At 62.4% G+C, this 13,698-nt stretch carries 16 protein-coding genes; 9 read left to right on the forward strand and 7 right to left on the reverse strand.

The features are described 5' to 3' along the window. Positions 1-6: 6 nt before the first annotated feature. Both J7392_RS16085 and lpxK read left to right on the forward strand, forming a co-directional pair. Entirely contained in the window at positions 7-1,251 is a 1,245-nt protein-coding gene (locus J7392_RS16085) for a glycosyltransferase N-terminal domain-containing protein (RefSeq protein WP_209218479.1), read from the forward strand. Then, a complete protein-coding gene (lpxK, locus tag J7392_RS16090; protein WP_209218480.1) occupies positions 1,238-2,224 on the forward strand; it encodes a tetraacyldisaccharide 4'-kinase in 987 nt (328 codons plus the stop codon). The genes J7392_RS16085 and lpxK overlap by 14 nt, the downstream gene beginning before the upstream one ends. Here lpxK and J7392_RS16095 read toward each other — a convergent pair. From J7392_RS16095 to J7392_RS16105, 3 genes are read right to left on the reverse strand one after another with little or no spacing between them, the layout of a single operon-like run. Then, on the reverse strand, positions 2,221-3,339 hold the full coding sequence (locus J7392_RS16095) for a CaiB/BaiF CoA-transferase family protein (protein ID WP_209218481.1): 1,119 nt from the start codon (positions 3,337-3,339) through the stop codon (positions 2,221-2,223). The two genes, lpxK and J7392_RS16095, sit on opposite strands and share 4 nt — an antisense overlap. Then, on the reverse strand, positions 3,339-4,025 hold the full coding sequence (locus tag J7392_RS16100; protein WP_209218482.1) for a DsbA family protein: 687 nt from the start codon (positions 4,023-4,025) through the stop codon (positions 3,339-3,341). The genes J7392_RS16095 and J7392_RS16100 overlap by 1 nt, the downstream gene beginning before the upstream one ends. Positions 4,026-4,060: 35 nt before the next feature. Continuing rightward, on the reverse strand, positions 4,061-4,570 hold the full coding sequence (locus J7392_RS16105; RefSeq protein ID WP_209218483.1) for a DciA family protein: 510 nt from the start codon (positions 4,568-4,570) through the stop codon (positions 4,061-4,063). An 82-nt stretch (positions 4,571-4,652) separates the two neighbouring features. Here J7392_RS16105 and mutY point away from each other — a divergent pair, with 82 nt between their 5' ends. From mutY to J7392_RS16120, 3 genes are all read left to right on the forward strand, one after another. Continuing rightward, positions 4,653-5,717: an A/G-specific adenine glycosylase gene (gene mutY, locus J7392_RS16110; protein ID WP_209218484.1), complete on the forward strand. Its 1,065-nt coding sequence runs from the start codon at positions 4,653-4,655 to the stop codon at positions 5,715-5,717. A 66-nt stretch (positions 5,718-5,783) separates the two neighbouring features. Beyond that, positions 5,784-6,932: an alkane 1-monooxygenase gene (locus J7392_RS16115; protein WP_209218485.1), complete on the forward strand. Its 1,149-nt coding sequence runs from the start codon at positions 5,784-5,786 to the stop codon at positions 6,930-6,932. Between the two features lie 68 nt (positions 6,933-7,000). Beyond that, complete coding sequence (locus J7392_RS16120; protein ID WP_209218486.1) at positions 7,001-7,426, forward strand: response regulator; 426 nt, start codon at positions 7,001-7,003, stop codon at positions 7,424-7,426. 129 nt (positions 7,427-7,555) lie between these two features. Here J7392_RS16120 and J7392_RS16125 read toward each other — a convergent pair whose 3' ends face one another. From J7392_RS16125 to J7392_RS16135, 3 genes are all read right to left on the reverse strand, one after another. Further along, positions 7,556-8,656, reverse strand: coding sequence for a site-specific DNA-methyltransferase (locus tag J7392_RS16125; RefSeq protein WP_136720258.1), 1,101 nt, complete (start codon positions 8,654-8,656; stop codon positions 7,556-7,558). A gap of 88 nt (positions 8,657-8,744) precedes the next feature. Next, entirely contained in the window at positions 8,745-9,374 is a 630-nt protein-coding gene (locus J7392_RS16130) for a ribonuclease HII (RefSeq protein WP_209218487.1), read from the reverse strand. Between the two features lie 124 nt (positions 9,375-9,498). Beyond that, positions 9,499-10,080: a hypothetical protein gene (locus J7392_RS16135; RefSeq protein ID WP_209218488.1), complete on the reverse strand. Its 582-nt coding sequence runs from the start codon at positions 10,078-10,080 to the stop codon at positions 9,499-9,501. Between the two features lie 217 nt (positions 10,081-10,297). Between J7392_RS16135 and J7392_RS16140 the strand changes: the two genes are divergently transcribed. The 3 genes from J7392_RS16140 (at position 10,298) to J7392_RS16150 (ending at position 12,398) form a co-directional block, all read left to right on the forward strand. Then, entirely contained in the window at positions 10,298-10,591 is a 294-nt protein-coding gene (locus J7392_RS16140) for a hypothetical protein (RefSeq protein ID WP_067265999.1), read from the forward strand. A gap of 1 nt (position 10,592) precedes the next feature. Continuing rightward, a complete protein-coding gene (locus tag J7392_RS16145; protein WP_209218599.1) occupies positions 10,593-11,267 on the forward strand; it encodes a hypothetical protein in 675 nt (224 codons plus the stop codon). Between the two features lie 108 nt (positions 11,268-11,375). Continuing rightward, positions 11,376-12,398 carry an aspartate-semialdehyde dehydrogenase gene (locus J7392_RS16150; RefSeq protein WP_067266005.1) on the forward strand — a complete coding sequence of 341 codons (1,023 nt, stop codon included), beginning with the start codon at positions 11,376-11,378 and terminating at the stop codon, positions 12,396-12,398. 78 nt (positions 12,399-12,476) lie between these two features. Here J7392_RS16150 and J7392_RS16155 read toward each other — a convergent pair whose 3' ends face one another. Further along, positions 12,477-13,127, reverse strand: a complete 651-nt coding sequence (locus tag J7392_RS16155) for a carbonic anhydrase (protein ID WP_209218489.1) — start codon at positions 13,125-13,127, stop codon at positions 12,477-12,479. A 154-nt stretch (positions 13,128-13,281) separates the two neighbouring features. Between J7392_RS16155 and J7392_RS16160 the strand changes: the two genes are divergently transcribed. Continuing rightward, a complete protein-coding gene (locus tag J7392_RS16160; protein WP_209218490.1) occupies positions 13,282-13,659 on the forward strand; it encodes a hypothetical protein in 378 nt (125 codons plus the stop codon). Positions 13,660-13,698 lie beyond the last annotated feature (39 nt).

A 13,698-nucleotide genomic window follows, 5' to 3' on the forward strand; every position in this document is an offset into this window, starting at 1 on the left:
ACCACCATGGCGGCGCGGTCGCTGGGGCTTGCAGCCTATCGCGCCCTCGTGCGCCGGGGCGGGGCCGAAGAAGCGCCGCCCTACGCCCCCCGCCCCGAGGGGGAACTGGTCTGGATGCATGCCGCCGAAGCGGGCAACGTGTTGGCCGTGCTCGACCTCGCAAAACGGTTCATGGCGATGCGCGACCGGGCCGCGGTGCTGGTCACCCTCTCGGAAAGCGCGGCGGCTCAAGAGCTGCCCACGCCCGAGACGCGCGATCTGTTTATCCTCCCCGCCCCGAGCGAGCATCCCGACAATGTGGCGCGGTTCCTTGACCACTGGCGGCCCGATTTCTGCCTTTGGACATGGGGCGGGCTGAGGCCCAACCTCGTGTTGGAGACCTCAGGGCGCGGCTGCCCCATGATGATGATCGACGCCGACAGCGCCGGTTTCGATGGCCGCCGGGACCGTTGGCTGCCCGATGTGACGCGGCAGTTGCTGGCGGCTTTCGATCAGGTGCTGGCCCGTTCCCCCGCCGTGCTGCGCCGTCTCGTGCAGCTGGGCCTGCCGCGCAACAAGGGGCAGGTGACCTCGCCGCTGCTGGCGGGTGGTCAGGCGCTGCGCTGCGCGGAATCGGATTTGGCGGATATGTCGGCCTGTCTGGTCGGGCGTCCGGTTTGGTATGCGACGCAGGTTTTGGCCGAAGAGATACCCGTCGTGCTGACCGCCCATCGCCAAGCGCTGCGCCTGTCGCATCGGTTGCTGCTCATCCTGCACACCCATGATTACCCGACCGCCGATATCGCCTATGAGCGCGCCCGCGCGCGGGGGTTCACCACGATGCGGTGGGGCGATGACCCTTACCCCGATGAGACGACACAGGTCATGGTGGCGGACGATCCGGGCGATCGGGGGCTGTTCTTTCGGGTGGCGCCGGTGTCTTTCCTCGGGTCTTCGCTGGTCTCGGGCCACGGCGGCTGCGACCCTTTCGAGGCCGCGGCACTTGGCTCGGCGGTGCTTTACGGCCCCAAGGTGCGCAACTTCCTGCCCTCTTACGGGCGGCTCGCCACGGCAGGCGCGGCGCGGATCGTCAATGACGCGGGCGCGCTTGGCAATGCGGTGTCGCGCTTGATTGCGCCGGATCAGGCCGCCACCATGGCCCATGCGGGCTGGGACGTGATCAGCGAAGGGGCCGAACTGGCCGATAGGGTGATTGAGATGGTGCAAGACCGGCTCGACGAAGAAATGGGAGCATCCGATGCGCGCGCCTGATTTCTGGCATCTGCCCCGCCCCGACTGGCGCGCGCGGCTGTTGCAACCGCTGGGCGCGCTTTATGCCACGGCCACCGCGCGGCGGCTGGCGGGCGGCACGCCGCTGCGGCTGGGGGTGCCGGTGATCTGCGTCGGCAATATCAACGCAGGCGGCACTGGCAAGACGCCCACGGTGATGGCCGTGCTGCAATATCTGCTGGAGCGCGGCCATCGCCCGCATGTCGTCTCACGCGGCTATGGCGGCACGCTAAAGGGGCCAGTGCGGGTCGACCCCCTGCAGCACAGCGCCGAAAAGGTCGGGGACGAGCCACTGCTGCTCGCCGCCTTTGCGGATGTCTGGGTCGCCCGGGATCGCGCAGCGGGCGCACAGGCCGCCGAAGCGGCGGGGGCCACGCTGGTGGTGCTGGATGACGGTTTCCAGAACCCCGCGCTGGTGCAGGATCTGAGCATCGTCGTGGTGGATGCGGTCAAAGGGTTCGGCAACGGCCTCTGCCTGCCTGCCGGGCCGTTGCGTGAGCCTGTCGCGGCGGGGCTGGCGCGGGCTGACCTGTTGCTCTCTATCGGGGATGAGGCGGCGCAGGCGCGCTTTGCGAAACGGCTGCCAAAGACAGACCTGCCCCATGCACGCGCCGAACTCGCGCCGCTGCAAACCGGGATGGATTGGTCGGATTCCCAAGTCCTCGCCTTTGCAGGCATCGGCCATCCTGAGAAGTTCTTCGCCACGCTGCGCGGGCTGGGGGCGACGATCCTTCATGCCGAGGCGCTGGAGGATCACCAGCCGCTCACCTCGCGGCTGATGTTGCGGCTGGAGGCCGAGGCCGCGATGCGCGGCGCCCAGCTTGTTACAACCGAGAAAGACGCGGTGCGCCTGCCGATGGAGTTCCGCGCCAAGGTGCTGACCCTGCCGGTGCGCCTGTCCCTGCCCGAAGGCAACGCGCTGCATGCAGCGCTGGACAGGCTGCCACCGCCTTAGGCCTTGTTGTCTTCGCCCAGTTTCGGCGCAGGCCGGTGCAGCGAAAGCTCGGCCCCCGAAAAGGTGAAGGGTGACCGCAGCCCGGGCACACCGTCGAGTTCGATCTGCATGCCCCGCGCTACGACCTGCGGATCGGCCATGACATCGGCCATGTCGTTGATCGGCCCGGCAGGCACGCCATGCGCCTCACAGGCGGCCAGCAGATCATCACGGTTGCGCAGACGGGTTGCCCCGGTCAGGCGGCGGATCATCTCGGGCCGGTTGGCGACACGGTCGGCGTTCTTGAGGTATTCCGGCGCAGTGGCCATATCCCCAAGCCCCAGCAACTGACACAGCCGCTGGTACTGCCCGTCATTGCCCGTGGCGATGATGAGATGCCCGTCGGAACATTCAAACACCTCATAGGGCGTTAGATTGGGATGCGCGTTGCCCATCCGCGTCGGCGCCTTGCCGGTGGTCAGATAATTCATCGCCTGATTGCCGGTGATCGCCACGGCGCAATCGAGCAGGGCCATGTCGATATGCTGGCCGACGCCGGTTTGGTGACGCTGGTGCACGGCGGCCAGAATCGCGGTGCTGGCATAGACCCCGGTAAAGATATCGGTGATCGCCATGCCGGATTTCTGCGGCTGGCCGTCCGGCTCCCCGGTGATCGACATCAGTCCGGACATGCCTTGGATGATGAAATCATAGCCCGCGCGATGGGCGTAAGGCCCGGTATGGCCGAAACCCGTGATCGAGCAATAGATCAACTTCGGGAACTGGGCAGACAGGCTGGCATAATCCAACCCGTATTTCGCCAATCCCCCGGTCTTGAAATTCTCGATCAGGATATCCGCATCGGCCAAAAACTCTTTGACCTGCGCCTGACCTTCCTCAGTGCGAAAATCCGCGGTGACCGAGGCTTTGCCCCGGTTGGTCGAGTGGAAATAGGAAGCGGTGACATCCTCGTCCCGGGTGACGAAGGGCGGACCCCATTGGCGGGTGTCATCCCCCGCCGGGCTTTCCACTTTAATCACCTCGCATCCGAGGTCCGACAGTGTCTGACCGGCCCAAGGGCCAGCCAGAACACGCGCCAATTCGACGACTTTCAGTCCTGCAAGCGGTGCGGTCATTAGCCAGCCAGCGCTTCGTCGAGGATTTCCTTCATGTCGGCATAGGACATGTTCGAATGCTTCTTGCCGTCGATGACAAAGCTCGGCGTGCTTGAGATGTCATCCTCTTTGGCGTTTGCGGTGTACCATGCCACCAGCGCCTCGGCCTTTTCGCCGTCTTTCAGGCATTCATCCAGCGTCTCGTTATCAAGCCCGGCCAGACGGCCAATCTTGCGCAGCTCATCGACGATGGCGGCAGGCTCGCCCGCGCGGGTCCATTCGCTTTGCGATTTGTAGATCAGGTCAGCGATGCCAAAGAACTTCTCTTGACCGCCGCAGCGCGCCACCATGGAGGCCCAGAGACCGTAGCGGTCGAAATAGACTTCGCGGTAGATGAACTTGACCTTGCCGCTGTCGATGTAATCGGCCTTCAGCTTTTTGAAGGTGTCGTTGTGGAAGGTCGCGCAATGCGGGCAGGTGAAAGAGGCGTATTCGACAACCTTCACCGGTGCGTTCTCATCACCCAAGACCATCTCTGTGATGCCGGAGGTGTCGACTTCGCCCTCGGTCGTTTGCGCGTTCGCGGCGCCGACGAAGGGGGTCAGCGCAGTGCTGCCCAGGGGGGCCGAGCCAAAGCTGCTGGCAGCGAACCAGCTACCGACGCCGAGGGTGGCAAGACCGCCAAGGATTACGTTTCTGCGATTCATAGGATGTTCCTTCCGTTTGACCAGCTATCAGATCGTCAGCTTTGGTTCTTGTTCAATATGTTCTCGCCCAGACGTGCAAGGGCCTCGCGCAGCCCCTCATCGGCCACCGGCTGGGCTGCCTCGGCCGCTTTTTGTTGCAACGCGGGGTTGGGGCGGGGCTTCTCGCCTTTGGGCTTGTGATCGAAGGCGACGCGCCCTTCGGCAAAACCGGTCGCCGCCGTCTGGGTGATCCGCACCCGCGCGATGGCGTTGTAGCCATAGACCGCGTTGACCCGCGCGCGCAGTTGCTCTTTCTGCATTTCCAGCATGGGCGCATTGGCCCCGGTGGTCAGCAGGGTCAGGGTGGCGCCGATGCCTTCCTTGCGGCCATAGCTGACCTCGACAGGGCGCGAGATGGCGGCGGTCGCTTCGCCCGCGATCTCGGCCCAATGGGTCAGCAGACGCGATTGCGCAAAGCCACGGGTCTCGCTCGCCTTGCGGATCTGTTGCGAGAGCAGGCTGTTGGTGCGTTTGAACCCTTTTGTAGTCGTACGACGTGGCGGCATGGCTTTGTTTCCCGAATGTGCTGACATACATAACCATTTGCCCCAGCGTCACCAGCCCCTGCCCCGTCGAAAGGCCTAAACATTGCGTGAGAAAACCCGCGTCAGCGAGCTGCCGCCGATCCTGCTAGAGTGGTACGACACCCACGCCCGCGCCCTGCCATGGCGGGTGCCGCCACAGGACCGGATCGCCGGGGTCATGCCCGACCCCTACCGCATCTGGCTGAGCGAGGTCATGTTGCAGCAAACCACCGTGGCCACGGTAAAGGATTACTTCGCACGGTTCACCGCCCGCTGGCCGGATGTCGCCGCCCTCGCCGCTGCCGAGGATGCCGATGTGATGGCCGAATGGGCCGGGCTTGGCTATTACGCCCGCGCCCGCAACCTGCTGAAATGCGCGCGGGTGGTGGTGGATGAGCATGGCGGTAATTTCCCCGCGGATCACGACGCGCTGCTGAAACTGCCGGGGATCGGGCCCTATACGGCGGCGGCGATTGCCTCCATCGCCTTCGATCTGCCCCATGCGGTGCTCGACGGCAATGTGGAGCGGGTGATGGCGCGCGTTTATGACATCCACACGCCCCTGCCCGCCGCCAAGCCTGAGCTGATGGCCCGCGCCGCCTCCCTGACCCCGGCGGCTCGCCCCGGCGACTATGCCCAAGCGGTGATGGATCTCGGCGCCACGATCTGCACCCCGAAATCCCCCGCCTGCGGCATCTGCCCTTGGCGCGAACCCTGCGCCGCGCGAGCGGAAGGCACGGCGGCGCTCTTGCCCAAGAAGACGCCGAAGAAACCGAAACCCATCCGGCACGGCACGGTCTATCTGGCAGAGCGCGAGGATGGTGCATGGCTGCTAGAGACGCGGCCCGAAAAGGGGCTGCTTGGCGGTATGCTCGGCTGGCCCGGCTCCGACTGGGTCGACACGTCCGAGCCGCGCCCCGAAGGCACACCGCCCTTGGCCGCCGATTGGCACGCCCTGCCGGGTGAGGTGCGCCACACCTTCACCCATTTCCATCTGATGCTGACGGTACAGCACGCCCGGGTCGGCCATGACAGCCGCCCCAAAAACGGTGAATTCATCGGCCAGAACCAGTTCCGCCCCAGCGATCTGCCCACCGTCATGCGCAAAGCCTTTGACCTCGCGCGCTAGCGCCGCGTCAGGCTTTGAGCCTCGGGCAAACTGCGGTATATCTGGCGCGCAACTATGAGGTGCCCCATGGCCAACCGCATCATCGCCGCCCAAGACCTCGCCCGTCTGTCGCGCGCCCTGCCTTTCTGGATGTCCCTGCTGCTGATTCCGCTGGCGTGGCTCTGTGCGGCGCAGGGCGGCTGGACCATCGCGCTGCTGCCGCTGGTGACATGGTATCTGTTTTCGATGCTCGACGCGGTGCTGGGGCTGAACCTCGACAACGCTGATCTGGAAGCGACCGACGACGATCTTTATTGGTATCGCCTCGTCACGCTGATCTGGGCACCGCTGCAATTCCTGACCGTCTTTGGCCTGATCTACTACGCCACACGCGCCGAGCATCTGGGCTCCGCAGAGCGTATTTTCCTGTTCTTTGGCGTGGGCGTTATCTCCGGCACCATCGGGATCAACTACAGCCATGAGCTGATGCACCAACGCAACAAGACCGAGCGGCGGCTGGCGGATATCCTGCTGGCCATGGTGCTTTATTCGCATTTTCGCTCAGAGCATCTGCTGGTGCATCACCGCCATGTCGGCACCCCGCGCGACACGGTGACGGCGCGCTACAACGAAGGGTTTCACCGCTTCTACCCCCGCGTGCTGCGCGAGTCGCTCACCTCGGCCTTTCAAGCGGAAAAGAACATGCTGGCGCGCAAGGGGCTGCCCTGGACCGATCCGGGCAATCCCTTTTTCAAATACTGGGCGCTGCAAGCCACCTTTTTGCTGCTGGCGCTGATCTTGGGCGGTTGGAGCGGGCTGGGCCTGTTCCTTGTCCAAGCCGGGGTGGCAATCTGGCAATTGGAACTGGTCAATTACATCGAACACTACGGGCTGACGCGCAAACATCTGGGCGGCGGAAAATATGAACATGTCCAACCGCGCCATTCCTGGAACGCGGCGCATAAGGCCAGCAACTGGCTGCTGATCAACCTGCAACGCCATTCCGATCACCATTACAAACCCGATCGGCGCTTTCCGGTCTTGCAGACCTACGGCACGGGCGATGCGCCGCAGCTTCCTTACGGCTATCCGGTGATGACCATGGCCGCCATGGTGCCGCCGCTGTGGCGGCGCGTCATGAACCCGCGGGTGCGCAAATGGCGCGAGATGTATTACCCCGAGATCACCGATTGGAAAGCCTACAACAAGGCCAGCAATCTCCTGCCCCGGCTCTGAACACGGCAACGCAAAGTTAAACTTTGCCTGCCAGAAAAGCTGCGATTGTTACCAGTGGAGTGGTATTGATGCAGCACCAACAAACGCCCGCGCGGGCGGCCTATGATGGCACCTGTCTGATCGTCGAAGACAGTGAGTTTGACCGAGAAAGGCTGCACCGCGTTCTGGCCCGCGCCTATGGCGGGATGCAGGTCGAATTCGCCCCCAGCATCGAAGCGGCACGCCGGGCGCTCAGCGCCGGGGACAAGGCGCTGATCCTGCTCGACAACAACCTGCCCGATGGGCTGGGCGCGAATTTCGCGCTGGAATTGGCCTGTGATCATCGCCACGCCCAAACCCCCGTCATCATGCTCAGCGATTGGCCCTCTCCGGTCATGTGGGAGAAAGCCGCCTCTGCCGGGGTGCTCTATGTGGTGAATAAATGCGATTTCGATGCCAGCTACCTCGCCGCTGCGCTGCGCGCGCTTCAGGGCCGCAACCGGCAGATGCATTAGGCCCGCCTCACGCGAAAAGCAGAACCAAAAAAACCCCGCCATCGGGCGGGGTCAAGGTAGGCACCCGTGTGCACGCCCCTCACGCAGAGGGGCCACGGGTGCCGGCGGTGTTCGATTATCCGGGGTGGATCAGTTCGCCATCTCGGCTCTGATCTGCTGACGCAGAATGTCGATGGGGACATTCTTGCCGTCTTTCTTGTAGCACCAATAGGTCCAACCGTTGCAGCTGGGGGCTTTCTCATAGGCCGCGCCCACCTGATGGATCGACCCTTTGACATCGCTGCCGATCAGGGTGCCATCGGCACGGACCTTGGCCTTGTGGCGGCCATTCATCGAATAGAGGTTCTCGCCCGGGCGCAGCATGCCACGCTCGACCAACTGACCGAAAGGCACGCGCGGTTCGGCACGTTTGGAGGTGGTGGTTTGCAGCGCTTCGTTGTCGAATTTGCGCACCATCGAGATCCGCTTTTCAGCCACCTTGCGATAGGCTTCCTCACGTTCGATCCCAATGAAATCGCGGCCCAGCATCTTGGCTACGGCGCCGGTGGTGCCGGTGCCGAAGAACGGGTCGAGGATCACGTCGCCGGGGTTGGTCGAGCCGACGAGGATGCGGTGCAGCAGGCTTTCGGGTTTTTGCGTCGGATGCGCTTTCTCGCCCGCCTCATCCTTCAGACGCTCATGGCCGGTGCAGATCGGCAGCACCCAATCGCTGCGCATCTGAATGCCTTCGTTCAGCGCCTTCAGCGCCTCATAGTTGAAGGTGTATTTGCTGTTCTCGCTCTTGCCGGCCCAGATCATCGTCTCATGGGCATTGGTGAAACGCTTGCCGCGGAAGTTCGGCATCGGGTTGGACTTGCGCCAGACCACGTCGTTGAGGATCCAGAAGCCTTGATCCTGAAGCGCCGCGCCGACGCGAAAGATGTTGTGGTAGCTGCCGATCACCCAGATTGCGCCATCGGGCTTGAGCAGACGCCGCGCGGCTTTGAGCCATGCGCGGGTGAATTCATCATAGGCTTTGAAGCTGGCGAATTGGTCCCATTCGTCATCAACTGCATCGACCTTGGAGTTGTCGGGGCGATGCAAATCACCTCGCAACTGCAAGTTGTAGGGCGGATCCGCGAAGATCAGATCCACCGATTCTGCTGGGAGGGCGTTCATTGCCTCAATGCAATCGCCCGCAACAATAGTGTTCAAGGGAAGCGCCGCGGCGCCCTTTGTCATCGTTTTCATATCTCTGCCTCATTACCCGGCGCTTAAGCGCTCATTGGTTGTGGATAAAATGGGCCATCAGAGAATCGTGGTCAATTTCTTTTTTGAATCAATCGGTTAACAAATTGGCTTGATACAAGATATTGTGTACCGGCTTGAACAAACGTCTATGGTGTGGGGTCACACCAAGATCCTGCAGCGCGGCCATGTGGCTTTTCGATCCGTAGCCCATATTGGTTTCCCAGCCATAGCCGGGATGCTGTTGCGCCAAATCCACCATAAGGTTATCGCGCACGGTTTTGGCTACGATGGAAGCCGCCGAAATGGACAGGCAGCGCGCGTCCCCCTTCACCACAGGTTGCGCAGGCAGCGCCAGATCGCGCGGGAGCATATTGCCGTCAATCAATGCGTAGTCCGCCGCACAGGCCAATCCGGCCAGCGCGCGGGTCATCGCCAGATGGCTGGCACGCAAGATGTTGTGTTCCTCGATCTCTTCGACCGTGGCATGGGCCACGCAAACCACGGCGACCGACATGATCTCTTCATAAAGCTTTTCGCGGACGCGGGCGGTCAGTTTCTTGGAATCGTTCAGCCCCTGAGGGATCTGCCCTTCGGCAAAGACCACGGCAGCGGCAGTGACCGGCCCGGCCAGCGGGCCACGGCCCACTTCGTCCACACCGGCGATGGTGCGAAAGCCGCGGGTCATCGCCCCGCGTTCGAGTTCATAGTCAGGTATCATGGGGCTGGTGAAACCGCATGCGCCCCAAAGGTGCAACAAAAAAGAGAAAGGGGAGGCGCCCGAACACCCCCCCTTTCAAAACCCGAGCGACAGGGACGTGCCGCTCGGTCAAGGCACGTCGGATTTACCGACGCGCCAAGCTGTAACCCGAGTCGCGCAGACAGCGGGCGTCATAGCCGTAGCGCGCGCCCTCGGCGGTACTGACGCGTTTGGCGCAGTAGCGGGGCAGGCGATCGGCATAGGCGTAATTCTTTTCAAGGCAGGGCTCGCCAAACATCATGACCTTGCCCTCATCGCCCTCATAGCTGCGGAAACACTGCTGCGGCAGCAGCTTGCGGTCCACGCGCTCAGGCAGGGGGCGCACTTCGCGCTCTGGGTAAGTGGCACGGTCGCGCTCAGGGCGGGTCCAATCGCCGCGGCGCGGCGTGGGGCGCGGGTCAACATAGGGGCGCGGATGGGGCCGCTTCGAAACCGTCGGGTAATACCGGGGCGCCTCATAGACCGGCGCAGCACGGCGACGGGTCACGGTCTCGCGCTCTTTGCGCTCTTTGTTGTTGTCGTAGATCATCTTGCCCACGATCGCGACACCCGCAATCGCGGCGAGTGTGCGCAGCACCTCTTTTTCATCGGCAGCAGCCGGGCGGGCGCCAAAGGCAGTGATGGCAACCGACAGGGCGGCGATGGTAGCAATGAACTTGCGGTACATGGGTCTGGTCCCTTCTCGTTATCGGCGCGTTTCGCTGCGCCCTTGATCCTCTGCGGCCATAACTCGGGGGCCGCGTATCGGTTCGTGTGTCTGTTGGTGCCACCAAATTGGGAGGAGGGCCAAAGACAGGCAATAACAGGGGGCCGTTATCCAATAACAAGGCGCTCAAAACGCCTTGGTTATTGAATATCAGCGGGTGAAAGCGCATTAAAAACATATGAAAAACCCATGTCTCTCCTTGCTGACCGCGCTGGCGGTCATTCTGGCCCTGCCCGCCGCGGCAACAGCCGGATGCTTTGCCGATTACAAGGCCAAGCAAGACAATCCGCTGCGCCTTCACTATGGGGTGGCGCAGATCTCCGGGGCCTGTGAGCCAGCCTCCGCCGAAACCGAACTCACGCCGCGTCTTGCAGCGGAGGGCTGGACATTGTTGAATGTGCTGTCTGTTTTCGGTGACGAAGGCTTGGATCAAAGGAAAGACAGTGCAGGAACATTCTACCTCCGCTTCTGACATGCGCAGATTTGGCGGGCGTTTCGTGATCGGCGGCATCGCTGCCGTGGTCGCCGTGCTTTTGGTCGGGGCGCTTGTGCTGCTCTGGGCGCTGCCCGATGCGAACGTCTTTAACGCCCGGGTCGAGCGGATCTTTATCGAGAACGACGATCTGACCACCCAGGCCGAGATCAAGCTGCTGGAAATCCTCGCCCAGTCCGGCACCGCCTTTTCCGAGACTTTGGCCAGCTATCGCATCGTGATCGTGGTGCTCTTGGTCTTTGCCAGCGCCATGCTGATAGCGGCGATGGTGTTTCTGTTCATGCTGATCGGCTTCAACCGCCGCATGGCCCAGATCGAGCGGACGGGCATTCAAGTGAACTCTCTGCTGATCAGCCGGGAAGAGAATACCGTCTATCTCAACAACCTCGGCTTCAAACTGACCGCAGCTGCGATGGAGACGATGTCGGTCCTTGCCGAGGCGCGGATGGATGACGACGTGCTGTCGGGCTCTGAGATCGAAGGCATGATCTCGGGCCGCAGCCCCGCCGACTGTGATGAGGCCGCGGGCGCCACGCGGATCAAACGCCTGCGCGACACGCTGGGCAATCAACTGGTGTCGGAATTGCTGGTCAAGAACATCGCCCGGCGCGGCTATATGCTGGCGATCAACAAGGACGTGATCAAGGTTCTCTGACCCCGGCAAAGCACCGCCCTGCCCCGCCCGCGCGCGGCTGGCCCTAGCCAATGCCCCGCAGGCACGTTAAATGGCGTCAAATTAAATTGGACAGACTGGAGTAATCAAATGGGTTATCGCGTCGCCGTCGTCGGTGCCACAGGCAATGTGGGCCGTGAAATGTTGAACATCCTTGCGGAGCGTCAGTTCCCCGTGGACGAGATCGTGGCCCTTGCCAGCCGCCGTTCGCTCGGGACCGAGATCACCTTCGGGGACAAGACCCTGAAGACCAAAGACCTCGACACTTTCGATTTCACCGGCTGGGACATGGCGCTTTTCGCCGTGGGCTCCGAGGCGACCAAGAAATACGCCCCTGCCGCTGCCAAAGCGGGCTGCGTGGTGATCGACAACTCCTCGCTCTACCGCTACGACAACGAAGTGCCGCTGATCGTGCCGGAAGTGAACCCCGAAGACGTGCACGGTTATTCCAAGAAGAACATCATCGCCAACCCCAACTGCTCTACCGCGCAGATGGTCGTGGCGCTGAAGCCGCTGCATGACCGCGCCAAGATCAAGCGCGTCGTGGTCAGCACCTACCAGTCGGTTTCCGGCTCGGGCAAAGAGGCCATCGACGAGCTCTGGGACCAGACCAAATCGGTCTACAACCCGACCGACAATTACGAGGCCAAGGTCTATCCCAAGCAGATCGCCTTTAACGTGATTCCGCATATCGACGTCTTCCTCGAAGACGGTTCGACCAAGGAAGAATGGAAGATGGTCGCCGAGACCAAGAAGATCGTCGACCCGTCGATCAAGGTCACCGCGACCTGCGTGCGCGTGCCGGTTTTCGTGGGCCATGCGGAATCGATCAACATCGAATTCGAAGACCACCTCGATGAGGCCGAAGCCCGCGACATCCTGCGCGAAGCGCCCGGCATCATGGTAATCGACAAGCGCGAAGACGGCGGCTACGTCACGCCGGTGGAATGCGTCGGCGATTTCGCCACCTTCATCAGCCGCATCCGTCAGGACAGCACCATCGACAACGGCATCAACCTGTGGTGCGTCAGCGACAACCTGCGCAAGGGTGCCGCCCTGAACGCCGTACAGATCGCCGAGCTGCTGGGCCGCGAAGTGCTGAAAAAGGGCTGAGGTTCAGCCACAGCCTAGGAACAAGAAAGGGGGCCAAGCGGCCCCCTTTTTCATCTCTGCCATCTGTCTGCGCGAGCGTCAGACCGGCTCGAATTTCTGCGCCTTGGCGTCGTAATATTCCAAGCTGCCCTCGCCGATGTCGGTCCACAGGCCGTGTAGGCTCAGCGTGCCGTCTTCGACCTTTTCCTTGATCCACGGGAAGGTCATCAGGTTTTCGAGCGAGGTCAGCACCGCCTGACGCTCCAGCAAAAGCTGCTGCTCTGCCGGGTCTTCGACCTTTTCCACCGTCTCGTATTTCGGGCGCAGCAGGTCCATCCAGCGGCCCACGAAACTGTCTTGGTTCTCAAGCTCGGGCGCGTTGCCTTTGCACATTTCGATGCAGCCCGCCACGCCGCCGCAACTGGAATGGCCCAGCACGATCAGATGCGCGACCTTCAGCGCGTTGACGGCATATTCCACCGCCGCCGAGGTGCCGTGCTGCTTGCCATCCGGCTCATAGGGCGGGACAAGGTTGGCGATGTTGCGGTGAATAAAGAACTCACCCTGATCCGCCCCGAAAATCGAGGTCACATGCACGCGGCTGTCGCAGCAGGAGATCACCATCGCACGCGGGCGCTGCCCCTCGGCGGCCAATCGGCGATACCATGTTTGGTTCTCGGCATAGCCGGTCGCCTTCCACCCCTGATAGCGTTGCAACAGATACGACGGCAGAGCCTTGGCCTTGTCCATGTGTAAACGTCCCCTAATGCGTGATGCGGTTTTAGCGCAGATAGCGCAAATACCATACGAATTCGAGAGAAAAGGCACAATCATCGCAACCCTTTGCACACCTTCATGCGCCATATTGCCCTTAGGCCGTGGGGGCGATCGAAGGATGACTGGAATGCAACTTATGCAAATTCGCCCGACCGAACAGGTCTGCGTCGATCAAGAGCGGTTGGCGCTGCTCTATACACAACTGGGTGAGGTGGGGGCCGAAGATGTTCTCTGCCGCGCGATGGAGGAATTGGCCCTGCGCCTGTCCCATTGCAAAAGGCTGCATGAGGGCCAAGACCGCGCCGGGCTGCGCAAAAGCGTGCACCGCCTGATCGCCATCGCCGATCAAATCGGCATGGCGCTCGTCGCCCGGGTGGCGGCGGATGTGATGGTCTGTATCGACGCCGGGGATGACATCGCCACGGCGGCCACGCTGTCGCGGCTGATCCGCAGCGGCGAACGGTCGCTGACCGCGATATGGGACTTGCCAGAGATCACGATCTGATCGCTTGCGGGTGGCGATGGAAAAGGTAGGCTGCGCGCA

It is taken from the genome of Sulfitobacter sp. R18_1 (genome assembly GCF_017743915.1).
In the GTDB taxonomy this organism is placed as follows: domain Bacteria; phylum Pseudomonadota; class Alphaproteobacteria; order Rhodobacterales; family Rhodobacteraceae; genus Sulfitobacter; species Sulfitobacter faviae.